This window comes from Shinella sp. H4-D48 (assembly GCF_022637395.1).
Classification (GTDB): domain Bacteria; phylum Pseudomonadota; class Alphaproteobacteria; order Rhizobiales; family Rhizobiaceae; genus Shinella; species Shinella sedimenti.
In genome coordinates this window covers 1,411,361-1,434,226 of record NZ_CP093337.1, presented here as the reverse complement: position 1 = coordinate 1,434,226, position 22,866 = coordinate 1,411,361, and the positions used below count along the sequence as shown (strand labels likewise).

25 protein-coding genes are annotated in these 22,866 nt (G+C 63.1%); 16 read left to right on the top strand and 9 right to left on the bottom strand.

From position 1 onward, the window contains the following. Positions 1 to 18: 18 nt before the first annotated feature. From MNR02_RS06960 to MNR02_RS06940, 5 genes are all read left to right on the top strand, one after another. The gene (locus MNR02_RS06960) at positions 19 to 1,017 is read left to right on the top strand and encodes an ABC transporter substrate-binding protein (RefSeq protein ID WP_241948595.1); all 999 of its coding nucleotides are present in this window, start codon (positions 19 to 21) and stop codon (positions 1,015 to 1,017) included. 237 nt (positions 1,018 to 1,254) lie between these two features. Next, a complete protein-coding gene (locus MNR02_RS06955; protein WP_241598698.1) occupies positions 1,255 to 2,166 on the top strand; it encodes a proline/glycine betaine ABC transporter permease in 912 nt (303 codons plus the stop codon). Then, positions 2,159 to 3,202, top strand: coding sequence for a glycine betaine/L-proline ABC transporter ATP-binding protein (locus MNR02_RS06950; RefSeq protein ID WP_241598697.1), 1,044 nt, complete (start codon positions 2,159 to 2,161; stop codon positions 3,200 to 3,202). Before MNR02_RS06955 ends, MNR02_RS06950 begins: the two co-directional genes overlap by 8 nt. A 203-nt stretch (positions 3,203 to 3,405) precedes the next feature. Continuing rightward, positions 3,406 to 4,422 carry a betaine--homocysteine S-methyltransferase gene (gene bmt, locus MNR02_RS06945; RefSeq protein WP_241948594.1) on the top strand — a complete coding sequence of 339 codons (1,017 nt, stop codon included), beginning with the start codon at positions 3,406 to 3,408 and terminating at the stop codon, positions 4,420 to 4,422. Between the two features lie 98 nt (positions 4,423 to 4,520). Beyond that, a complete protein-coding gene (locus MNR02_RS06940) occupies positions 4,521 to 4,889 on the top strand; it encodes a DUF4180 domain-containing protein (RefSeq protein ID WP_241948593.1) in 369 nt (122 codons plus the stop codon). A 3-nt stretch (positions 4,890 to 4,892) separates the two neighbouring features. Here the strand turns inward: MNR02_RS06940 and MNR02_RS06935 are convergent, their stop codons facing one another. Together MNR02_RS06935 and MNR02_RS06930 are read right to left on the bottom strand one after the other, a co-directional pair. Beyond that, positions 4,893 to 6,026 carry an aminotransferase class I/II-fold pyridoxal phosphate-dependent enzyme gene (locus tag MNR02_RS06935; RefSeq protein WP_241948592.1) on the bottom strand — a complete coding sequence of 378 codons (1,134 nt, stop codon included), beginning with the start codon at positions 6,024 to 6,026 and terminating at the stop codon, positions 4,893 to 4,895. After that, entirely contained in the window at positions 6,023 to 6,670 is a 648-nt protein-coding gene (locus tag MNR02_RS06930; protein WP_241948591.1) for a transcriptional regulator, read from the bottom strand. Before MNR02_RS06930 ends, MNR02_RS06935 begins: the two co-directional genes overlap by 4 nt. Before the next feature lie 125 nt (positions 6,671 to 6,795). On the opposite strand from MNR02_RS06930, the gene MNR02_RS06925 reads away from it, so the two are divergent. Further along, positions 6,796 to 7,143 (top strand): hypothetical protein, encoded by a 348-nt coding sequence (locus tag MNR02_RS06925; protein WP_241598687.1) that lies wholly within the window; start codon positions 6,796 to 6,798, stop codon positions 7,141 to 7,143. On the opposite strand, the gene MNR02_RS06920 is transcribed toward MNR02_RS06925, so the two are convergent. Next, positions 7,128 to 8,012, bottom strand: a complete 885-nt coding sequence (locus tag MNR02_RS06920) for a LysR family transcriptional regulator (RefSeq protein ID WP_241948590.1) — start codon at positions 8,010 to 8,012, stop codon at positions 7,128 to 7,130. The two genes, MNR02_RS06925 and MNR02_RS06920, sit on opposite strands and share 16 nt — an antisense overlap. A gap of 98 nt (positions 8,013 to 8,110) precedes the next feature. On the opposite strand from MNR02_RS06920, the gene MNR02_RS06915 reads away from it, so the two are divergent. Continuing rightward, positions 8,111 to 8,410 carry a hypothetical protein gene (locus MNR02_RS06915; RefSeq protein WP_241948589.1) on the top strand — a complete coding sequence of 100 codons (300 nt, stop codon included), beginning with the start codon at positions 8,111 to 8,113 and terminating at the stop codon, positions 8,408 to 8,410. Between the two features lie 48 nt (positions 8,411 to 8,458). Here MNR02_RS06915 and MNR02_RS06910 read toward each other — a convergent pair whose 3' ends face one another. The 5 genes from MNR02_RS06910 to MNR02_RS06890 form a co-directional block, all read right to left on the bottom strand. After that, the gene (locus MNR02_RS06910; RefSeq protein WP_241948588.1) at positions 8,459 to 10,543 is read right to left on the bottom strand and encodes a VWA domain-containing protein; all 2,085 of its coding nucleotides are present in this window, start codon (positions 10,541 to 10,543) and stop codon (positions 8,459 to 8,461) included. Between the two features lie 15 nt (positions 10,544 to 10,558). Further along, complete coding sequence (locus tag MNR02_RS06905; protein ID WP_241948587.1) at positions 10,559 to 11,080, bottom strand: RNA polymerase sigma factor; 522 nt, start codon at positions 11,078 to 11,080, stop codon at positions 10,559 to 10,561. A 78-nt stretch (positions 11,081 to 11,158) separates the two neighbouring features. Next, positions 11,159 to 11,911, bottom strand: a complete 753-nt coding sequence (locus MNR02_RS06900; RefSeq protein ID WP_371746724.1) for a phosphodiester glycosidase family protein — start codon at positions 11,909 to 11,911, stop codon at positions 11,159 to 11,161. A gap of 54 nt (positions 11,912 to 11,965) precedes the next feature. Continuing rightward, positions 11,966 to 12,658, bottom strand: coding sequence for a ferredoxin (locus tag MNR02_RS06895; protein ID WP_241948585.1), 693 nt, complete (start codon positions 12,656 to 12,658; stop codon positions 11,966 to 11,968). A gap of 107 nt (positions 12,659 to 12,765) precedes the next feature. Then, positions 12,766 to 14,349 (bottom strand): trimethylamine methyltransferase family protein, encoded by a 1,584-nt coding sequence (locus tag MNR02_RS06890; protein WP_241598665.1) that lies wholly within the window; start codon positions 14,347 to 14,349, stop codon positions 12,766 to 12,768. A gap of 335 nt (positions 14,350 to 14,684) precedes the next feature. Here MNR02_RS06890 and MNR02_RS06885 point away from each other — a divergent pair, with 335 nt between their 5' ends. Beyond that, positions 14,685 to 15,380: a B12-binding domain-containing protein gene (locus MNR02_RS06885; protein ID WP_023514481.1), complete on the top strand. Its 696-nt coding sequence runs from the start codon at positions 14,685 to 14,687 to the stop codon at positions 15,378 to 15,380. Positions 15,381 to 15,428: 48 nt separating this feature from the next. On the opposite strand, the gene MNR02_RS06880 is transcribed toward MNR02_RS06885, so the two are convergent. Continuing rightward, complete coding sequence (locus MNR02_RS06880) at positions 15,429 to 15,587, bottom strand: entericidin A/B family lipoprotein (protein ID WP_134649465.1); 159 nt, start codon at positions 15,585 to 15,587, stop codon at positions 15,429 to 15,431. Between the two features lie 17 nt (positions 15,588 to 15,604). Between MNR02_RS06880 and MNR02_RS06875 the strand changes: the two genes are divergently transcribed. The 8 genes from MNR02_RS06875 (at position 15,605) to MNR02_RS06840 (ending at position 22,815) form a co-directional block, all read left to right on the top strand. Further along, positions 15,605 to 16,246 carry a DUF1638 domain-containing protein gene (locus MNR02_RS06875; protein ID WP_241948584.1) on the top strand — a complete coding sequence of 214 codons (642 nt, stop codon included), beginning with the start codon at positions 15,605 to 15,607 and terminating at the stop codon, positions 16,244 to 16,246. A gap of 96 nt (positions 16,247 to 16,342) precedes the next feature. Then, positions 16,343 to 17,125 (top strand): formyl transferase, encoded by a 783-nt coding sequence (locus tag MNR02_RS06870; protein WP_241948583.1) that lies wholly within the window; start codon positions 16,343 to 16,345, stop codon positions 17,123 to 17,125. A 204-nt stretch (positions 17,126 to 17,329) separates the two neighbouring features. Next, a complete protein-coding gene (locus MNR02_RS06865; protein WP_241598662.1) occupies positions 17,330 to 17,632 on the top strand; it encodes a virulence factor in 303 nt (100 codons plus the stop codon). After that, positions 17,625 to 18,239 carry a methylenetetrahydrofolate reductase C-terminal domain-containing protein gene (locus tag MNR02_RS06860; protein ID WP_241598661.1) on the top strand — a complete coding sequence of 205 codons (615 nt, stop codon included), beginning with the start codon at positions 17,625 to 17,627 and terminating at the stop codon, positions 18,237 to 18,239. The genes MNR02_RS06865 and MNR02_RS06860 overlap by 8 nt, the downstream gene beginning before the upstream one ends. Before the next feature lie 2 nt (positions 18,240 to 18,241). Continuing rightward, positions 18,242 to 19,336, top strand: a complete 1,095-nt coding sequence (locus tag MNR02_RS06855) for a methylenetetrahydrofolate reductase (RefSeq protein ID WP_241948582.1) — start codon at positions 18,242 to 18,244, stop codon at positions 19,334 to 19,336. An 87-nt stretch (positions 19,337 to 19,423) separates the two neighbouring features. Next, positions 19,424 to 20,386, top strand: a complete 963-nt coding sequence (locus tag MNR02_RS06850; RefSeq protein WP_241598658.1) for a methyltetrahydrofolate cobalamin methyltransferase — start codon at positions 19,424 to 19,426, stop codon at positions 20,384 to 20,386. Further along, complete coding sequence (locus tag MNR02_RS06845; protein WP_241598656.1) at positions 20,386 to 20,709, top strand: hypothetical protein; 324 nt, start codon at positions 20,386 to 20,388, stop codon at positions 20,707 to 20,709. The genes MNR02_RS06850 and MNR02_RS06845 overlap by 1 nt, the downstream gene beginning before the upstream one ends. Positions 20,710 to 20,742: 33 nt before the next feature. Further along, on the top strand, positions 20,743 to 22,815 hold the full coding sequence (locus tag MNR02_RS06840) for an ASKHA domain-containing protein (RefSeq protein WP_241948581.1): 2,073 nt from the start codon (positions 20,743 to 20,745) through the stop codon (positions 22,813 to 22,815). Positions 22,816 to 22,866 lie beyond the last annotated feature (51 nt).

Sequence of the window (22,866 nt, the reverse complement as noted above, 5' to 3'; positions counted from 1 at the left end):
CTGGGAGGTCTTAATCCTATGAAGAAGCTTTTTGCCTCCACTATCCTTGCTGCCGGCCTCTACGGCTTTGCCGGGACCGCACAGGCAGCGGAATGCGGCGATGTTTCGATCGCCGAAATGAACTGGGCATCGGCCGGCGTCGCCGCGCAGGTCGACAAGATCATTCTCGAAAGCGGCTATGGCTGTAACGTCACTCTTGTGACGGGCGATACCATGCCGACCTTCACGTCCATGAACGAGAAGGGTGAACCTGATGTCGCACCGGAATTGTGGGTCAACGCCGTGCGCACGCCACTCGACGAGGCCATCGCCGAGGGACGCCTGATCCAGCTCGCGCCGCTGCTGTCGGAAGGCGGCGTGGAAGGCTGGTGGATACCGAAATTCCTCGCCGACGCCCATCCGGATATCAAGACCGTGCAGGATGCGCTCAAGCATCCGGACCTGTTCCCCGCGCCGGAGGATTCGTCGAAGGGCGCGGTGCACAATTGCCCGTCCGGCTGGAACTGCCAGGTATCGACGTCCAACCTTTACCGGGCGCTGAACGCGGATGCCGATGGCTTCGAGCTGGTCGACACCGGCTCGGCTGCCGGTCTCGACGGCTCGATCGCCAACGCTTTCGAGAAGAAGACCGGCTGGTTGGGCTATTACTGGGCACCGACGGCCATTCTCGGCCAGTACGAGATGACTCGCCTGTCCTTCGGGGTCGAACACAACAAGGCCGACTGGGATGCCTGCACGGCGGTTCCCGACTGCGCCGATCCCAAGGTCAACTCCTACCCGACCTCAGACGTGTTCACTGTCGTGACGAAAGCCTTCTCCGAGAAGGCCGGCGTGGCCATGGATTACATGAAGACGCGCCAGTGGGATAACGGCACGGTCGGCAAGGTTCTCGCCTGGATGACGGAAAACCAGGGCACGAACGAGGACGCGGCAAAGTACTTCCTCGAAACCTATCCTGATATGTGGACCAAGTGGGTGAGCCCCGAAATCGCCGAGAAGGTCAAGGCCGCTCTCTGACATCAGGCACCGGCGGCCCTGCGGCTGCCGGTGCCATTTGCCTTTGGTGCGGTCAGGCATTTGACTGATCTTCACCCAGAAAGTCGCAAACAGTACAATATCGGGCCGCCGCCCGTGCCAATACGGACAAACCGGAACAATAAGAAGAATATCGCTGTACAAGCCGCCCCATTCGCGATGCCGGAAACATCCGTCGCATTGCGGGGCACCATCGACCGGTAGGAAGAGGGGAAAAGGATGGCAGGACTATGCGACTCGTTGCCGGTCTTTCTTTGCAAGTTTCCGGCATTCAGCGACGCGAGCATTCGCGCGGTGCGAAAGACAGTCGATGACGGGTTCAAGGGGCTCGTCAGAAGTTACGTCAATGCAATCGATGCAATGGTCCAGCCGTTGCAGTGGTTTTTGAACTATCTCGAGCGCCTGTTCGTCACGTCGCCGTGGCCGGTCATACTGCTGATCCTGCTGGCCATCGTGTACTTCGCCAGCCGCAACACCAAGATCGTCATAGGAACGGCCGCATCGATGCTTGTCATCGGCATGCTGGGTCTGTGGAACGATACGATGGTGACGCTCGCCATGGTCACGGTCTGTACGCTGATCGCCATCGTGATCGGCATCCCCATCGGCATTGCCATGGCGCGCTCCGACCGGGTGCAGGGTTTCATCAACCCGGTCCTCGACGTGATGCAGACGATGCCGAGCTTCGTCTATCTGATCCCCGTCGTCATGATCTTCGGCATCGGCAAGGTACCGGGCCTGATCGCGGTCGTCATCTATGCCGTGCCGCCGATGATCCGCCTGACCAATCTCGGCATCCGCCTTGTCGACAAGGAAGTGCTGGAAGCGGCCGACGCTTTCGGCTCATCCGCCTGGCAGAAGCTGAAGAACGTGCAGATGCCGCTTGCCCTGCCGACCATCATGGCCGGCATCAACCAGACCATCATGATGTCGCTCGCAATGGTCGTCGTCGCGTCCATGGTCGGCGTGGGCGGTCTCGGCAAGAACGTCCTTCAGGCCATCAACAATCAGTTTTTCACGGTGGGATTCCTCAACGGGTTCGCGCTCGTGGCCATCGCCATCATTTTCGACCGTACAAGCCAGGCCTATGGCAGGCGACTACAGAAGCATTCGGAGGTAATTCATGGTTAGTCATGCAATCGAGGTCCGCAACCTCTACAAGATTTTCGGACCCCGCGGCGGCGACTACGTCGATGCGGTGAAGAACGGGCTCGGCAAGGCCGAACTGAACCAGCAGTACGGCCATGTGCTCGGTCTTCGCGACATCAACATCTCCATGCCCGCCGGCGGCATCATGGTCGTGATGGGCCTCTCCGGCTCGGGCAAGTCGACGCTGATCCGCCACATCAACCGCCTGATCGATCCGACTGCCGGCGAAGTGCTCTATGACGGTGTCGACGTCTGTCGGATGAGCGAAAACGATCTGCGCGAATTCCGCCGCCACAAGACAGCGATGGTGTTTCAAAAATTCGCACTGCTGCCGCACCGCACGGTGCTGGATAACACGGTCTACGGCCTTGAGATCCAGGGCATCGGCCAGGCCGAACGCGAAAAGCGCGCCAAGCAGTGGATCGAGCGCGTCGGTCTCGCGGGCTTCGAGAACCACTATCCGAACCAGCTTTCGGGCGGCATGCAGCAGCGCGTGGGCCTCGCGCGCGCCCTGACCAACGATGCCGACATCCTCCTGATGGACGAAGCCTATTCCGCCCTCGATCCGCTGATCCGCGTCGACATGCAGACCGTGCTTCTCGACCTGCAGAAGGAACTGAAGAAGACCGTCGTCTTCATCACCCACGACCTCGACGAGGCGCTGCGCCTCGGCGACAAGATTGCCATCCTGCGTGACGGTATGGTCGTGCAGCAGGGCACCGGTCAGGAGATCGTGCTCAACCCGGCGGACGAATACATCACGGCCTTCGTGAAGGAAGTGAACCGCGGCCGCGTCGTCAATGTCGAGACGATCATGGCGCCGCTCGCCGGCAATCCCGAGGGCATGCCGATCGTCAAGGGCACCGTGCTGGAAACTGCCGCCCGCGCCATGACGGGCGCCAACCAGACACAGGCGCATGTTGTGGACGAGGCGGGCCAGCCGATCGGCGCGATCAACCTCGGCGCGATCATCTCTTCGATGGTGACGCCGACGAGCCATGAGGCGAAGGCGGCCTGAGCCTGAACTGCAAACATTTCAAGAGGGCGCCCCGGGCGCCCTCTTCCCGTTTGATGCGGTGCCTTTTTCTTTCAGTCGTATCTCATGGCGCCAAATCACCATGACCAGGCAGACTTGCACTGCGGCCATGGAAGGCGCTGCCATTGCACCATTGCAACCACATAAAGAAATCTTTATATGATGGTGCAAACAGAGGACATGCCATGACCGCCACGAATCCGCTCGCCAGCCTCCTTGCCGAAAAACCCTTCCTGCTTGCCGATGGCGCAACCGGCACGTCGCTGTTCGCCATGGGGCTGGAAGCGGGCGAAGCGCCGGAACTGTGGAACGAGGCCAAGCCCGAGAACATCACGAAGCTGCACCAGGACTTCGTCGATGCGGGCGCCGACATCATCCTCACCAACACCTTCGGCGGCACGCGGCATCGCCTGAAACTGCACCATGCGCAGGATCGTGTGCATGAGCTCAACAGGAAGGCCGCGGAAATCGCGCGCGCGGTCGCCGACAAGGCTTCGCGCACCGTCATCGTCGCCGGTTCGGTCGGGCCGACCGGCGAACTTCTCGTGCCGCTCGGCGCCATGACCTATGACGACGCGGTCGCAGCCTTCGTCGAGCAGATCGAGGGCCTGAAGGCCGGCGGCGCGGATGTCGCCTGGATCGAGACGATGTCATCAGCGGATGAAATCCGCGCGGCCGCGGAAGCCGCCACCAAGGTCGGCATGCCCTTCGTCTATACCGGCTCCTTCGACACGGCCGGCAAGACGATGATGGGCCTGCACCCCAAGGATATCCACGGTGTTGCCGGCGATATCGGCGCGGGTCCGCTCGCGGTGGGCGCCAATTGCGGCGTCGGCGCGTCGGACATCCTGTCCTCGCTGCTCGACATGACCGGCGCCGACCCGTCGGCCACGGTGGTCGTGAAGGGCAATTGCGGCATCCCGGAATTCCGCGGCTCGGAAATCTACTATTCCGGTACGCCGCCGCTGATGGCGGAATATGCGCGCCTGGCCCGTGATGCCGGCGCACGCATCATCGGCGGCTGCTGCGGCACGTCCTGCGAACACCTTGCCGCCATGCGCGTTGCTCTCGACGCGCATGAGCGGCGTGAACGCCCGACACTCGAGGCGATCATCGAAAAGATCGGCCCGCTGCGCAACAAGACCGCAAATGAAACCGCCGCGGCGCCCGCGCGCGAACGTGGCGGCCGCCGGCGCGGTTGACCGATTGTCCGATCGACAATTGCAAGCCGCCCCGGTCAGCACCGAGGGCGGCTTTTTGTCACGGCTTACGGGAAGCGAAAGTTCAAGGAGCAGGCACCATGCAGACGATCGAGATGTCGGGCACGAAAGTGCTCGTTCTTTCCGCGCAAGGCATGCCGGTCGCAACCGAAGCGGACGGCAATGACGTCATTAGCGAGGCCTTTTCGGCCGGTGCCACGCTCGTCGCCATTCCGGTCGAACAGCTCGGCCCGGATTTCCTGCGGCTGGAAACGCGTCTTGCCGGAACGGTCTTCCAGAAATTCGTCAACTACCATCTGCGCTGCGCCATCATCGGCGATGTCACGGCGCTGCTTGAAGGCAGCAAGGCGCTTCGTGATTTCGTGCGCGAGACGAACAAGGGCCGCTCCATCTGGTTTCTTGCGACCATCGCCGACCTTGAGACGCGGCTGGCGCATGAAAACACCTGACGATCAGGCCTCGGCCAGGAACTCCCGCCACGCCGCAAGACCCGCGTCGATGTTCCTGCGTCCGATGCCGACGCGGAAACGATCCGCCGGCACCGGCAGCAGATCGGAGACATAGAGGCTGGACGGCAGGAGAAGCACGCCCTTCTCCTCCACCAGCCGCCGGCAATGCTGCTCCACGCCATCGGCCCCGATATAGCGCGCGAAGGCGACGCAGCCGCCATCGGGCGGAGTGAATTGGTAGAGATGCGGATAATCCGCGAAGAATCGGCCGAGTTTTTCAGTGTTCTCGGCGCACAGGGCACGATTTCGGGCCAGGATCGTCTCGCGCGCCTTGAGCGCGATGCCGGCCAGCACCTCAGATGGGCGCGCGTTACAGATGGAGAGGTAGTGCTTCATCTTCTCCATGCGTTCGAGCAGTGCGTGGTCGCGGCAGGCAATCCAGCCGATGCGCAGGCCCGGCAGGCCATAGGCCTTGGACATGACATTGAGCGACATACCCTTGTCGAACAGGTCGGCGGCCTGCGGCAGGCGCTTGGCATCATCGACCTCCAGCCCGCGATAGACTTCGTCGGAGAACAGATGGATGCCGCGCTCAGCGCACAGCGCCACCAGCTCGCGGTAGATCGCATGATCGGCGATGGCACCGGTGGGGTTGTTGGGGAAATTGACGGCAATGAGCCTGGTTTCCGGGCGAAGCGCGGCCCGCACATCGTCGAGGTCGAGCTGCCAGCGGTTCTCCGGTCGCAGCGCCACGCCCGTCACGCGGCCCGCGATGGTGACGGGCAGGGTCTCCATGGACTGGTAGTTCGGCACGGTGACGATGGCTTGATCATCAGGACCGAGCAGCGCAAGCATGGCGCAGTAAAGCCCCTCCTCCGCGCCTGCAAAGGTCAGGATGTCAGCGCCCTCAAGCGTTTCGTAGGTCGAGGCGATGGTGTCGCGCAGTTTCGGCGCACCCCAGGTCTGCGTATAGCCGAGTGAGACGCGCTCCCATGCCTCCAGATCTTCAGGCTCGGCAAGCGCCAGGAGTTCGGACATGGTCATGGTCTCGGCATCACTTGCTGTCATGTGGTGGCGGGCCTTGAATTCCCAGCGGGAAAAATGGGTTTCAAGGCGGAAATCCGGCAACGTGGTCACGAGGTCATGTCCTTGGAATTCTGGCGCCGGGCATCGGCGAGATAGTTATAGATCGAGGCGCGCGAGGCGCCGATGAGGCTGGCGAGATGATCGACCGCGTTTCGCGTCTGGAACAGCCCGCGCTCATCAAGCGCCGCGACCAGCGCCACGCGCTCGGCCTTCTTCAGGGCGGTCAGCGCAAGGCCGTGGGTGCGCAGCCAGTCGTGCAGCGCGGTGTTGATCTCCTCTCGCCAGTCGCCGGAAAACAGCGACGGTGGACGCGGCGCCACCGTTCCGGTAAAGGCTGAAAGCAGCTTTGCCGCCGCATCGAAATGCGAGACATCCATATTGATGCAAAGCAGGCCGAGGGCCTGGTCGAACTCATCCTTCAGAACGGCCGTCACCGATTTCAGGCGTCGTCCGTCCTCACCGGTCTTTTCATAGGGGCCATAGACGCCCGCTTCGCCGGCCTCCTCCAGTTCGCCGCCGACGAAGGATTCCATGCCGGGCTTGCGACCGGAAAACGCATTCCAGATGCCGGCAATCAAGCCCGTTTCGAGATCGTGCAGCACGACCTCGGCATGGGGATAGAAGAGAGTGGAGATGGCTGAGGCCGTCGTGGCATGCCGCACAAGCAGCGTATCGGAATTCGCAGAATCAAACATGGCGACAAACAATCCAATTGTAGACATTTTGTCAATATTGGATTTTCCGTCCAGATACACCGCACGGCTTGCGGCAGGCCATTGCACATCCTATCCAAGGTGGAAATGATTCTATGGGGGACGACATGAGTGCAGATCTGGCCGCATTTCCGGACAGGGACACCGTTGCCGAAAAGCTTTCGGCGCTCGGCGATGGCGATAAGGCCTATCTGCGCCTGCTGATGGAAAACGCGCAGCAGGATGAGAACCTGCTCGAAGGCCTGACCCTCTCTCTCGACCGGGCGTCCACCGCGCGTTTCCTGAATTCCCTCAAGCTGGAAAAACTTGGCGAATGGCTGGGTGAAACGGCGCCCGCGCGCCTGCAAATCCGCCTCATGGAATGCGCGCGCTCCAGCCAACACGCCGCCCATGCCGCCTTTCGGGCCGGCCTGACCCGGTCCGGCGGGCTAGAGAGAGCCTATCCGAAAGCCTGATCGGTCGCCGCGGCCAGCGGCGCGAAGGACTTTCGAACAAGATCCGCCATGCCGTCGATGGTCGGCCCGCCACGCCGTGGATTGCGCTTGAGCACGACGCGCGAGGAATCGACCTGCGGAAAGCCCTCGGCCTGCGTCAATTCGCGCGCGCCGGCGGGAATGTTGCTGCGGGCAAGCGGTGCAATGGCAAGACCGCTCGACACCGCCGAGCGCAGGCCGCTGCTCGTATCGCTGGTATAGGCGACCCTATAGGGGATCGCGTAGCGTTCCAGCGAGCGCTCCGCAAACTCCCGGCACCAGACCGAACGCCGGTACAAGGCCACCGGCACCGGGCGCTCCAGATGCAGGTCATGCCCGACCGAGACCGCCCAGACCGTCGGATCGATGGCCAATAGCTCGCCGGAAATGCCGCCGTCCCATTCGAAGATGACGGCAAGATCGAGGTCGTCGGCCGCCAAAGCCTCCATCTGCTGCGCGGTGTAGCCGCAGAACACCGTCACTTCGGCACCGGGATGCACCTGGGCGAAAGCTGCGAGCGCGTTGGGCAGGATGGTCTGGTTGTACTCCTCGGGAATGCCGACCCGCACCGGACCGTCGAGCGGAAGCGTGCGCATCGCCGCAGTCGTCTCATCGACAAGGCCGACGATGCGCTTGGCATAGGGAAGCAATCTCTGCCCCTCCATCGTCAGCCCGACGCCGCGCGGGCCGCGGGCGAAGAGCTTCGCCCCGACGGACTCCTCCAGCTTTCGCACCTGCATGCTCACCGCCGACTGCGTTCGCCCGAGCCGCTCTCCGGCATGGGTGACATTGCCCGCCTGCGCGACGGTGACGAAAATCCGGAGCAGATCGCTTTCAAGAGGTGGGTACATTTAGACATCGCCTTTTCTAATGCCTGCCATCATCGCTATTCGTTTGTCAAATGTCTATGGCTTTGCTTGGCTGTGATGCGGAACGAAAGGCGCACGGCATGGACATCCTGGCGACATTGCGGAATTTTTTGAAAAACCTCCGGCTGAGACAAGCCGAAAAAGAGGCGTTGCAGCACCTTGTCAGGCGCGCGGACCGGCGCCTGCTGCGGGATGCCGGTCTTGACCTTGTGGACGGCACACCGCCGACCTGTACGCCTCTGCCAACCGAAAAGGAAAGGCGCTGGCGAGCGCCCCTCATGCGGCTGTCGCCGGTCTCGCCGGGCACATCAAGGGAAACGAACCTGCGGCCCGTAACTGCTCATGAACCGTGCGCCGGAAAGGCGCAGTCCGCCGCCTGAGGCTTCCTGCCCCGGCTTTCGAAAAGACGAAAGCCAGGGCAGCGGCTGTCACTTCTCGCCGGACAAACCCTCGGCAAGCCGGACGAGCTTCACGAACTCGGCGCGATAGCCGAAGGGATCGTTGCCCTTGGCCGCTTCGGCAAGGCCCAGGATCGAGCCATAGGCATAGTCCCGCAGCGCCGGCACATCCTTCAGCTTCTGGCCGAAGGCCGCAACGGCAACCGAGAAGCGAACATCGGTCGAAGCCGCATCGAGATCAGGGACCATGTTGCTGTCCGTGACCGGCATCGTCACGAGCTCGCTCGTGTTGCTATCGGGCTTCTTCCAACGCATCTTCAGGAACGCGATCTCGCCATCGCCGGACGCGGCCGTGTCCGCCGCCTCGCCCTTGCCGTAGCGAAGGGGATCGTTCAACACGGCGGGGCTGCCCTTCGGCGTCACTTCGTAGATCGCGGTCACGCGATGGCCGGAACCGATATCTCCGGCATCCACCTTGTCATTGTTGAAATCCTCGCGGTTGAGGATACGGGTTTCGTAGCCGATCAGCCGGTATTCGGCGATGCGATCCGGGTTGAACTCGATCTGGAACTTCACATCCTTGGCGATGGGAAAGAGCGAGGAGCCCGCCTCCTCCACCAGCGTCTTCTGCGCCTCGGCGAGCGTATCGATATAGGCGGCCGTGCCGTTGCCGTTCTGCGCCAGCGCCTGCATCATGCCGTCATTGTAGTTGCCGCGGCCGAAGCCCAGCACGGAGAGGAAGATGCCGCTCCTGCGACGATCCTCGATGATACGCTTCAGATCCTCGTCGCTTGCCGGGCCGACATTGAAATCGCCGTCCGTCGCCAGCATGACGCGGTTGACGCCGTCCTTCTTGAAGCCCTTCTGCGCCAGCTTGTACGCCGTCTCGATGCCCTCGGCACCGGCCGTCGATCCGCCGGGCTGAAGCGTATCGATCGCGTCGAGGATCTTCTGGCGCTCCTTCGCCGCCGTCGGCTCCAGCACCACGCCGGCATTGCCTGCATAGGTGACGACGGAAACGGTATCGGTATCCTTCAGCTTACCGACAAGCAGACGGAAAGCGCTCTTGAGCAATGGCAACTTGTCGGCCTCATCCATCGACCCCGAGACATCGATGAGGAAGACGAGATTTGCCGAAGGCTGTTCGGCCGCCACGGTCTCGAAGCCCTTGATGCCGATATGAAGTAGTTCGGTTCCCTTGTTCCAGGGCGTGGGCATGACGGTGACGGTGGCGTTGAACGGCTTTTCCGCCGTTTCCGGGCCTTTCCAGTCATAGGGGAAATAGTTGACCAGTTCCTCCACGCGCACCGATTCGGGGTCCGGCAGGCTGCCGCCGAGAAGCGCGCTGCGCATATAGGAGTAGGACGCCGTGTCGACATCGGCCGAGAATGTCGAGACCGGGTCGGTGGCGACGCTCTTCACCGGGTTTGGATCGGCGGAGGCGAAGCGTTCGCGGTTCTCCTGCGGCATCGGCATGATGACGGAATCCGCCGTCGCCGCGGGCTGTGCTATCCGGCGCGTCAGCGTCGGGTTGGCCGCACCACCGACTGCGAGAGATTGCGGCACTGCCGCCATCTCGCCATCCAGGCTTTCGGCAAGCGGCGCAGGCTCTGCGGCGCGGTTGTCGGCCATGGACTGGCTGGTTTCCCGGGCCACCGTCGGCTGTGCGACCGGCTCCCTGTTCAGCAAGGCGGCAGCGTCGTCCTCTTGCTCGACGGCAACCTTCTCCTGCTTTTTGTTTTCGGTCTGTCGTTGCGCAGTCTCGTCGCTCGGTTTCTGTGCGCCTGCACCAATTTTCGCATTGTCAGTCTGCCCGGTCTGCAAGGCCACCGTACCGTTGCGCACCAGTTCATACGTCACAAGGCCGGCGACCGGGACGACAAGAAGCGTGGCAAGGGCCGATCCGGCCAGAAGTCTGCGGTTCATGATAGGGCTCCATATCCGGTTGAAGATGGAGCTTCGACGCCCGCCCGCGGCGGAACCTTGGGCGGCGGTCGCATTTTTCTCCGCTTCGTCGAAAGCCTGCATGGCGGCGGCAAAGGCTGCGGCACGCGAAGAGGCTCCGGCGGGCGGCGGCTGGCGGCGGGCGAGCTTTTCGAGATCGAGATCGGTCATCGGTCTATCCTTCCGTCACGCAGCGGCATCGCGCAAAAGCACCTTCAGGCGCTTGCGGGCCTCGTGCACATGCCAGGAAATGGTCGTTTCGGCGCAGCCGAGCACATCGGCTGCCGCCGCATGGCTGAGCCCTTCGCCGTAGATCAGCAGCACCGCATCGCGCTGCTTGTCAGGCAGTTGGCGCACGGCCTCCCACAGGTCCTCGGTGTCATCCTCAGCGGAACCGGTGTCCAGAACCGTCTTTTCACGCATATAGGCCGCGTCGCGCCATTCGGCACGGCGCCGCTTGCGCATCTGGTCACGGGCGGCATTGAGCGTCACCGAATAAAGCCAGGTGCTGAAGCGGCTGGCGCCCTTGAACCCCCTGATCGCGCTGGCGAGGCGTATGCAGACCTCCTGCGCCACATCCTCGGCATCCTGCCGGTCGCCGCACCATCGCCAGGCGACGGCATGGATGAAATCATAACGGCTCTTGACCAGCGCGGCGAACGCCTGCCGGTCCCCCTGAGCCGCCTTTTCGACGAGTTCTGTTTCCACGGGCCCATCCCGATTGCGTGCACTGACCTTTCAGACGTGCTTGTATGGGCAATCCTTTGGATCGAATTCGAAAAAATATTACCAGGGCAACTTTTTCACGACCGCGATGATCGTTCCCATCACGGCCCGACGGTCGTGTCGGCGGATTTCCGGCGCATAGAGGCTGGAAATACTGCCGTCGAGAAAAAGCGCGTTGCGGCAGTGCAGCCGGTCGCGGAACAGCGTCGCAAAATCGTGAAAGCGGACATGATCCCGGGAAATGGCAAAGGCCACGCGCCCGTCCGGCAGGATGCCGACGCCGTTGCGGATCTGCAGGCTCGTCGCATCCGGCAGGAAGCGTGGATGGATCCTGCCGTCGACCACCAGCATCGGACCCGACTGCGTGGCCTCGCGCGGCGAAAGCCCTGCCCTGGCAAAGGCCTCCGTCTCCATGACGCCGGCCTTGCCGTCTGCCAGCCAGAACACGCCATTCGGCTTCATGAAGAAGTTGCCGAACGCATCGTCACGATTGAGTGCGCCGGCCTCCCGGCCATTCTCCACGAGAAGCCCGACCGGGCCGTAATCGGGATGGAACATCCCACCGTTCATGGCAAAGCTCATATGCTCGCCATTGCGCAGGAGGTGGGTGTTCAGCTGGTCATAACTCGCGCCGTAGCTGCCCAGCGTCCGGGCACCGTAGAGCCTGATCGTATCTGTTGCGGGATCGAAGGTGCAGACGGTGTAGCGCCCGCCGAGATGTTCGATCTCCGCGCATCTGGGCGCTTCGGCCATGGCGACGCTCCGCAGGGCAAGGGTGGCAAGAATAAGCGAAAGGATGAAAAGAACGCGCATAAACAATGGCTCGGCTGGCAATGCGGCGAATTTAGCAGCGCCTCGCCGAAATGGTCAAAGCGAGAGCGCCGCCATGTGGAAACGCAACTGGGTGTCCTCGTAACGATATTCCGCCCCGACGGGACAGGCGGCGCGGGCAAGGCAACCCCTGGCCATACAGCCGCCCTGCCCTTGCGGCGTGCGCAGATGGCTTCGACAGGCCGGCACATCGAAGGCATGTTCGTGCACGGCGGCAACGGGACAGGTGGTGAGACAGGGCTGGTCAGGACAGGCGTCGCAGGGATGCGCACCATGCGGTGCCGGCTCGTCCTCGACCGGGACGGCAAAGCCGAGCGCGCCGCGATAACCGTGCCAGAGACCGTAGGCGGGGTGGATGAGAATGCCGAGCGGCGAAGCTTTCAGACCTTCTGCGCGCATCGCCCATTGCTGGAACGGCTGCCATGGCGGATCTGATGGAAACCACGCCGTCGCGTCGGCCATAACGGCAATCGGATCGATGACCTCTTTCGACCACGTATCGAGCGGATCCGACCCGCCGCCATCCGGCTGGTTGTTCCGCCAGCGGGAAAAAGCCGGCCACAGGGAGCTGCCGATGTTGCCGATCAGCACGACACTGGCTGCGGGGCGGCCATCGCTCAGCGTTGAAGCGGCTTCCCCCGCCGCAAAATTCACGACACCGCGCAAAAAAAGACCGTGCGGCCGAAGAGCCGCACGGATCGTTTCGAGGTCGTGGCCGGACGTAATCACCGGGTCACGTCTCCCTTGAGCTCATAATGCGGGCGCCAGACCTCCTTCTGGATCATGTCCGCCACCCGCGTCGCTCCGCCTTGCTCCCTGGCGCGGTCGGGACCCTTTCAGGTAAAGGCGTCCGGCATCGAATCCTTGCGCTCCTTGATGAAGGCGAGCAGCGCATCGTCGATGGCGGGGTCGAGATGGGGCGCCTCGTAGCTTTCGAGCCAGCTGCGGCAGAGCGCATTGGCGCGTTCTTCGATGCGCTTCTGTCCTTCGATCTCCCACTGCTCGAACGAGTTGTTGTCGGCGAGCGGCGAGCGATAGAAGGCGGTCTGGAAGTTGGCCTGGGTATGCGCGCAGCCGAGATAATGGCTGCCTGGACCGACTTCGCGGATGGCGTCGAGCGCCTGCGCATTCTCCGACAGGTCGATGCCCTCGGCGAATTTCTGCATCATGCCAAGCTGGTCCTGGTCGATCATGAACTTCTCGTATGACGAAACGAGGCCGCCTTCGAGCCAGCCGGCGGCGTGCAACACGAAATTCGTGCCGGCCAGCAGCGTCATGTTGAGCGTGTTGGCGGATTCGTGGGCCGCCTGCGCATCCGGAACCTTGGAACCGCAGAGCGAGCCGCCGGTACGGAACGGCAGGCCGAGGCGGCGGGCAAGCTGTGCCGCACCATAGGAAACCAGCGACGGCTCCGGCGACCCGAAGGTCGGCGCGCCCGACTGCATGGAGATAGACGCTGCGAAGGTGCCGAACAACACCGGCGCGCCCTTGCGGATGAGCTGGGTGAAGGAGGCACCGGCAAGAACCTCGGCGAGGATCTGCGTCAGCGTGCCGGCAACGGTCACCGGGCTCATGGCGCCCGACAGGATGAACGGCGAGACGACGCAGGCCTGGTTATGGCGGGCATAGACCTTCAGCGCACCCACCATGGTCTCATCGAAGACCATCGGCGAATTGGCGTTGATGAGGTTCATCATCACCGTGTTGTTCTCGACAAATTCGTCACCGAACACGATCTTCGCCATGGCAATGGAATCTTCCGCGCGTTCCGGCGCAGTGACCGAGCCCATGAACGGCTTGTCGGAATATTTCAGGTGGCTGTAGACCATGTCCAGATGACGCTTGTTCACCGGAACGTCCACCGGCTCGCAGACCGTGCCGCCCGACGAATGCATCGACGGCGCCATATAGGCGAGCTTCACGAAATTGCGAAAGTCCTCGATGGTCGCATAGCGGCGGTTGCCTTCCAGGTCGCGCACGAAGGGCGGGCCGTAGACCGGCACGAAAACAGTGGCCTTTCCGCCGATCTGGACGCTGCGCTCAGGATTGCGGGCATGCCAGGTGAATTGGGAGGGCGCGGTCTTCAAGAGTTCGCGGCACAGCCCCTTGGGGAAATGCACGCGCTCGCCGCGCACGTCCGCGCCGGCGTCCCGCCACAGCTGGAGGGCTTCCGGATCCTCGCGGAACTCGATACCAATCTCTTCCAGGATGAGATCGGCATTGGCTTCGATGAGCTGCAGGCCTTCCTCGTCGAGAACCTCGTATTCCCTGATCTTGCGGGTGATGTAGGGCAGCGACGGGCCCGGACCGCCACCGGTGCGCGATGCGCGCCGTGCGGCCGCGCCGCGCCCCTCCCGCGAGCGACGCCCGCCACCTTCCGGGGTGCCCTCGCCTGCAACCTGCTCAATGCCCTCGCTCATGATCCGTCTTCCCTTTCTTCCCGCGCCCGGAAGCGCCTCTTTTACTATGCTAGCAAGCCGCCGGATCGGGGCGGGTCTCAAAGCGCCAAGCAATGGCGCACGCTGGATACCGGCTTTGCGGCGATCATAATGTGAACCCCGCCGCGATCGTAGCGGCATTCTCTTGTTTGGACTGTCAATTCACCGTTTTGCAGCGTAAGATCGCAGCATGTTTTCGCCGGGTCGCTTTTCACTGTATGCGACGTCGTTTTCGAAATCGGATTGCGACACGAGGACGGATATTTCTAGGGTGAGGAGCCTGCCGACCGCAGCGCCAATGGAGACGAGGAAACGCAATGTCTGACGACGAAATCATTCTCGCCGATCTCTCCGACGAAGAGCTTGTGCAGCAGATGCACGACGACCTCTACGACGGCCTGAAGGAGGAAATCGAAGAGGGCACCAATATCCTGCTGGAGCGCGGCTGGGCACCCTACGACGTGCTCACGCAGGCCCTTGTCGAAGGCATGCGCATCGTCGGCGTCGATTTCCGCGACGGTATTCTCTTCGTCCCGGAAGTTCTCCTGTCGGCAAACGCCATGAAGGCCGGCATGTCGATCCTTCGTCCGCTGCTTGCCGCCACCGGCGCACCGAAGCAGGGCAAGATGGTCATCGGCACCGTCAAGGGCGACATCCACGACATCGGCAAGAACCTCGTCGGCATGATGATGGAAGGCGCCGGCTTCGACGTGATCGACCTCGGCATCAACAACCCGGTCGAAAACTATCTGGAAGCCATCGAGCGCGAACAGCCCGACATTCTCGGCATGTCTGCACTTCTGACGACGACGATGCCGTATATGAAGGTCGTTATCGATACGATGAAGGAAAAGGGTCTGCGCGACGACTATGTCGTGCTGGTCGGCGGCGCGCCGCTCAACGAGGAATTCGGCAAGGCTGTCGGTGCAGACGCCTACTGCCGCGATGCGGCCGTCGCAGTGGAAACCGCCAAGGAATTCATGAAGCGCAAGCACAACATGCTTGCCGGCTGACAGTCTATATCAGGCGGCGCCTTGAAAGCGCGCCGCCTGACACCGAAATTATCGGGCGGCACGCTCGACACTGCGGCCGGCATCCTGCGTCGCATCTACGGCATTGGCCGTATCCCTGCCCACGCCGCGGATGGTGTTGCCGCAAGCGCTGAGCGCCAGAAGTGCGGCGAGAACGATGCTGATCTTGCTCAGATTTGTCGCAGTCATGGTGGGAGTCCCTCTAAATGGATGTGGTTGACGCAGAACTTCGGCTTGGAAGTCCGGCGTTTAAACGCACGAGGCGCGAAAAAGTTCGAGTGATTGCGTGCGGCGCGATTGCCCGGGAGATCATCGCGATCCGCGATGCAAATGGCCTCGATCACATCGACCTCGTCTGCCTGCCCGCCATTTGGCACGCCCACCCCGAAAAAATCGCTCCCGGCGTCGAAAAGGCCGTGGAAGAGGCCCGCGCCGAAGGCTTTTCCCGCGTTTTCGTGGGTTATGCGGATTGCGGCACCGGCGGATTGCTCGACCGCGTCTGCGAACGGCTCGGCGTCGAGCGGATCGCCGGACCGCACTGTTATTCCTTCTTTGCCGGCAACGACGCCTTCGCGGCGAAGGACGGTGACATCACGTCGTTCTTCCTGACCGATTTCCTCGCCCGCCAGTTCCGCGCCTTCGTCATCGAGCCGCTCGGCCTCGACCGGCACCCACAGCTGAAGGACATGTATTTCGGTAATTACACGAAACTCGTCTATCTCTCGCAGGTCGAGGACGAGGCCCTTCAGCAGAAGGCAAGAGAGGCGGCCGATTATCTCGGGCTCGCCTACGAGTATCGCTTCACCGGCTATGGCGACCTGACGGGCGCCCTACTCGGCGCGCGCTAACCAATTCTTAGCCTTGCCCACAACTCCAAGTGTGCCGGTTACGCCTTTCTAAGAGCGACACCCGATCATGCCCGTCAAAATCGGCGAGGCATCGACATGACGCAGCAGGCAGTACGGACGCAAACGGTGGCGATGCTGGTTCAGCCCGGCCCCAACCCGGAAATCGTGATCAATGCCGTGAAAGCTGCGTTCCCGAACCTGGTCGTGATCGAGGAGGAGCCGGAATCGAAGGCGCTGTTCATCCACCGCCGCGCGAAAAAGCTCGGCTGGGTACAGGCACTCGGTCAGCTTGCGACCATGGTCGTCTCCAAATACGGCAAGCGCTTCACCACGAAACGTGCCGCTGAAATCCTCGATACCTTCGGCGCCGATCCCTCTCCCGATTCTGCCGTCCGCCGCGTTGCCGTTCCCTCGGCCAACAGCCCGGCATTCCTGGCCGCCATAACCGAGATCCAGCCCGCCGCGTTGCTGCTGGTCAGCACGCGCATGCTGAAGGCCGAGACGCTCGCTGCCATCCCCTGCCCCGTGCTGAACCTTCATGCGGGCATCAACCCGCAATATCGCGGCCTGCAAGGTGGATACTGGTCGCGCGTCCGCTCCGACGAGGCGAATTTCGGCACGACAATCCACCTCGTCGATGCCGGCGTCGATACCGGCGGCGTGCTCCATCAGCTGCGCATCAAACCTTCCAAACGCGACACGATGCACACCTATCCGCTGCTCCAGACGGCGGCGGCCACGGGCCTTGTCGTGCAGGCGCTCGACGAGGCGGTCACCGGCAACCTCAAGCCCTTGAAAATAGCGGAACCGTCGCGACAATGGTACCATCCGCCGATCTGGACCTGGCTCTGGAACGGCGTGACCCGCGGCATCTGGTAGATCCTCCCGGCAAGGTCGAATCCGACGTCGTTTTTGAGCATGAGGCAGTCGTGGCGAGTAGAGCCCGCGACGGCGCCAGAACGCATTGTCAGCATAAGCAATGGGAGGAAAGACGCTGAGCGGTTTTCCGCCCGCATTTGCGGCAGAGGGGGTTGAGCATTTCCGGCTTGAAAAGCGCGGCCATGCTCCGGGAGAAGTTTCGACATGGCAGACCGCATCATCGTCTACTGGCGCGATATCCCCGCCCAGGTCATCATCAAGAAGGGCCGCGCCAGCGCCAAGCGGGAACTCTCGCTGCGCTTTACCGAGGCCATCGACATGTGCGCCATGCGCACCGGCGCGGCGGAAACCGACGACTATCTTGCCGAATGGCGCAAGGCCGACCCCGAGCCCGTTTCCGACGACCTGGAAGCGGAAGCGGACCGTGCCGTCGCCGAGATCGAGGCCGGCTATGACCGCGAGCGCCTGGTCGCCCTCGTCAAGGCCGGAGGGCGCGACAATGGCTGATCCGAAACTCGGAGAGCCGAAACTCGAAGGCGTGCAGAAGCCCGGCAACGCCGCGCCCGCCAAGAAGGCCGCCACGGGCGCCTTCACGCCGGCCGGCGTCTCGCCGAACCGCCGGTCGCGCCGCAAATACACGATCCGCCTGTGGGCTGTGCGCAATTCCCGCTTCTTCGAGTGGTTCTACCACCGCTTCGCCGAAGCCTTCCTGCTCCTCCACCCCGTCTGGAAGCTCTTCGGCTACCAGCGTGTCGAGCGTCCCATCACCTTCGTCGAAAAGCATGTGAAGGGCTTTCTCTTCGACTGTCGCATGTGCGGCCAGTGCGCGCTGTCGTCCACGGGCATGTCCTGCCCGATGAACTGTCCCAAGCAACTGCGCAACGGCCCCTGCGGCGGCGTTCGCGCCAACGGCAATTGCGAAGTGGAACCGGATATGCCCTGCGTTTGGGTACAGGCCTGGAAGGGCTCGCAGAACATGGTGAAGGGAGACGCCATCATGAACGTGCAGAAGCCGGTGAACCAGTCGCTGCGCGAGACCTCTTCCTGGCTGCGCGTGACTGCGGAAGCCGCCGCTGCCCGTGAAGCGGCAGCCGCCGCCGGAAAGGACGCCTGAGCATGGCGCATATCGACGAAAATCCGCTCGGCCCCCACCTGCCGCTCGATCCCCTGCCCGGCCACTCCTCGCTGGGCCGACTGGAACGGGTGCTGCGGCGCGGCGAGTTCGCGGTGACGACGGAACTGAACCCGCCCGACAGCGCCAATCCGGAAGATGTCTACGAACGCGCCGCGATCTTCGACGGCTGGGTGGACGGCATCAATGCGGTCGATGCTTCGGGCGCCAACTGCCACATGTCATCCGTCGGCATCTGCGCACTGCTCACCCGCATGGGCTATGCGCCGATCATGCAGATCGCCTGCCGCGACAAGAACCGCATCGCCATCCAGGGCGACGTTCTGGGTGCCGCCGCCATGGGTGTATGCAACATCATGTGCCTGACCGGCGACGGCGTGCAGGCCGGCGACCAGCCGGGCGCAAAACCCGTCTTCGACCTCGACTGCATGTCGCTGCTCGAAACGGTGCGCGTCATGCGCGACAATTCGAAGTTCCTGTCCGGCCGCAAGCTGACGACGCCGCCAAAGGTTTTCCTGGGCGCCGCGATCAACCCCTTCGCGCCGCCCTACGACTTCCGCCCTTACCGCCTCGCCAAGAAGATCGAGGCCGGCGCGCAGTTCGTGCAGAGCCAGTACTGCTTCGACGTTCCCATGTTTCGCGAATACATGAAGAAGGTGCGTGACCTCGGCCTGCACGAGAAGTGCTACATCCTCGTCGGCGTCGGCCCGATGGCCTCCGCCAAGACCGCCAAGTGGATCCGCTCGAACGTGCCGGGCATCCACATTCCCGACTCCATCATTGCCCGTCTCGAAGGCGCGCAGGATCAGAAGAAGGAAGGCAAGCAGCTCTGCATCGACATCATCAACGAGGTGAAAGAGATCGAGGGCGTTTCCGGCGTTCACGTCATGGCCTACCGCCAGGAGGAATATGTCGCGGAAATGGTGCATGATTCCGGTGTACTGAAGGGGCGCCAGCCCTGGAAGCGCGAGCCGAACCCTGTCGACCAGCTCGTTGCCGAACGCATCGAGCTGGCGCGCGACGGCCATGAGCAGGACCAGCAGAAACTTGCCGGGCAGGCCGCCCAGCATCCGCATTGATGCCTGCCGGCGCGTCGCCGACCAGCATTGTAACACCCGATATCGCGCGCTAGATCACAGTCGGCGCCCCGCCTCAGAGGACCTTACATGACACGCACCATCGTCGCCTCGGCCACCCGCGAAATCGTCATCGGTTTCGACCAGCCCTTCTGCGTCATCGGCGAACGCATCAACCCGACGGGCCGCAAGAAGCTGGCGGCGGAAATGCAGGCCGGCAACTTCGAGACCGTCATCAAGGACGCGCTGGAACAGGTCGCCGCCGGCGCCACGATGCTCGACATCAATGCCGGCGTGACCTCCGTCAACCCGAACGAGACCGAGCCGGGCCTTCTCGTCCAGACGCTGGAAATCGTCCAGGGCCTCGTCGATATCCCGCTTGCCATCGACAGCTCCGTCACCGCGGCAATCGAGGCAGGCCTCCGGGTCGCCAAGGGCCGCCCGCTGGTGAACTCGGTCACCGGCGAGGAAGAAAAGCTCGAGGCCATCCTGCCGCTCGTCAAGAAATACGACGTCCCGGTGGTCGCAATCTCCAACGACGAGAGCGGCATTTCCATGGACCCGGACGTGCGCTTCGCCGTCGCCAAGAAGATCGTCGAGCGCGCCATGGATCACGGCATCAAGCCGCATGATATCGTCGTCGATCCGCTCGTCATGCCGATCGGTGCGCTGGGCGATGCCGGCCGCCAGGTCTTTCAGCTGCTCTATCGCCTGCGCAACGAGCTGAAGGTCAACACGACCTGCGGCCTGTCGAACATCTCCTTCGGCCTGCCGCACCGCCACGGCATCAACGCCGGTTTCATCCCGATGGTCATCGGTGCCGGCATGACCTCAGCCATCATGAACCCTTGCCGCCCCCAGGAAATGGAGGCCGTGCGCGCCGCCAACGTGCTGAACGGGACCGATCCGAACTGCACCAACTGGATCATGACCTATCGCGACCACAAGCCCGCCGAAGGCGGTGCAGCGGCCAGCGCCGCAGCACCTGCTCCTGCCGGCGGCCGCCGTGGTGGCCGTGCAGCCCGCGCCGGTGCCGGCGCGGTGCGCGAATAATGGCCGGCGGGCGTCAGTTCCGCCACGATGCCTTCAGCCTTTGGCTGGAGGCACCTCTGGTGATCGCCATGCGCTGCCAGCAGATGGGCATGGCGGCACTGACCGGCTCGTCGCAGAACACCGCCGAGATGACCCGGATGGTCACGGAAAAGATGGCTGCCGCGGCGGAAAGCGCCGTGGCGGCCAATTTTGCTTTAGCAAAGGCGGTCATGACGGCGGCCTCGCCGGAAAGCACGGCCCGCGCCGTTTCGGAGGCCGCGCTGAAACCCTATGGCAAACGCGTGCGCAGCAATATGCGCCGCCTTTCCCGCAAGAAGACATGACGCGGCCCGTCCGGCCGTAGAAAGAACGATCCGATGCGCATTGAAGGTGAGAGCGAGATCAACATGACCGAAGCCTCGGCAAAAGAACCGCTGGTCCTCTTCATGCCCTCGGGCAAGCGCGGCCGATTCCCGGTCGGCACTCCGGTTCTCGAGGCCGCCCGGAAACTCGGTGTCTATGTCGAGAGCGTGTGCGGCGGGCGCGCGACCTGCGGGCGCTGTCAGATCGAGGTGCAGGAAGGCAATTTCGCCAAGCACAAGATCGTCTCCTCGCTCGACCACATCTCGGAAAAGGGCCCGAAGGAAGAACGCTACGAAAAGGTCCGCGGCCTTCCCGAGGGACGCCGCCTCTCCTGCTCCGCCCTCATTCTCGGCGATCTCGTCGTGGACGTTCCGCAGGATACCGTCATCAATGCGCAGGTCGTGCGCAAGGCCGCGACCGACCGGGTGATCGAGCGCAACGCAGCCGTCCAGCTCTGCTATGTCGAGGTGGACGAGCCCGACATGCACAAGCCGCTCGGCGATCTCGACCGCCTCAAGGTCATGCTCGAAAAGGACTGGGGCTGGAAGGACCTGCTGATTGCGCCGCACCTTATCCCGCAGGTACAGTCGATCCTGCGCAAGGGAAACTGGGGCGTCACCGCCGCCATCCATCGCGACATGGATAGTTCGCGCCCCTTCATTGTCGGCCTCTGGCCGGGCCTCAAGAACGAAGCCTACGGCGTGGCCTGCGACATCGGCTCCACGACGATCGCGATGCATCTCGTCTCGCTGCTGTCCGGCCGCATCGTTGCCTCCTCGGGCACGTCGAACCCACAGATCCGCTTCGGCGAAGACCTGATGAGCCGCGTCTCCTATGTCATGATGAACCCGGATGGCCGCGAGGCCATGACCAAGGCCGTGCGCGAAGCCGTCAACAGCCTGATCGGCAAGGTCTGCACCGAAGGCGAGGTCGACCGGCACGACATTCTCGACATGGTCTTCGTCGCCAACCCCATCATGCACCACCTGTTTCTCGGCATCGACCCGACCGAACTCGGCCAGGCGCCGTTCGCGCTCGCGGTTTCCGGCGCGCTGCAATACTGGGCGCATGAGCTCGATATCGACGTGAACCGCGGCGCGCGGCTCTACACGCTGCCCTGCATCGCCGGCCATGTTGGCGCGGATGCAGCGGGCGCGACGCTCGCGGAAGGCCCCTACCGGCAGGATCGCATGATGCTGCTGGTCGATGTCGGCACCAATGCGGAAATCGTGCTCGGCAACAAGCACCGTGTCGTAGCCGCCTCCTCGCCGACGGGGCCTGCCTTCGAAGGCGCGGAAATTTCCTCCGGCCAGCGTGCCGCACCCGGCGCAATCGAGCGCGTGCGCATCGATCCCTCGACGCTGGAGCCGAAATTCCGCGTCATCGGCGTGGACAAGTGGTCCGATGAGGAAGGGTTCGCTCAGGATGCCGAGAAGGTCGGCATCACCGGCATCTGCGGTTCGGCGATCATCGAAGTCGTCGCGGAAATGTATCTCACCGGCCTCATTTCCGAGGATGGCGTCGTCGACGGCACGATGGCGGAGAGAAGCCCGCGCGTCCTGCAGAACGGCCGCACCTTCTCCTACCTGCTGCATGACGGCGAGCAGCGCATCACGGTGACGCAGAACGACATCCGCGCCATCCAGCTTGCCAAGTCGGCGCTCTATGCAGGCATCAAGCTGCTGATGGAAAAGCAGGGTGTGGACCATGTCGATACGATCCGCTTCGCCGGCGCGTTCGGCTCCTTCATCGATCCGAAATACGCGATGGTGCTGGGCCTTATCCCGGATTGCGACCTTAACGAGGTGAAGGCCGTCGGCAATGCCGCGGGCACGGGCGCTCTGATGGCGCTGCTCAACCGCGACCACCGCCGTGAGATCGAGCGCGAGGTCGGCCGTATCGAGAAGATCGAGACGGCGCTCGAGCCACATTTCCAGCAGCTCTTCGTAAATGCCATGGCGATGCCGAACAAGGTGGACCCCTTCCCCGAACTGGCCAAGGTTGTAACGCTGCCCGAACGCAAGGTGCTGTCCGACGACGGCGGCGGCGAAGGTGGCGGACGCCGCCGGCGTCGCAGCCGCGAATAGGCCGGGGCCGCAGACCCCTGCGGTTACCGCGCGCTCGAACCGTGCATAAGA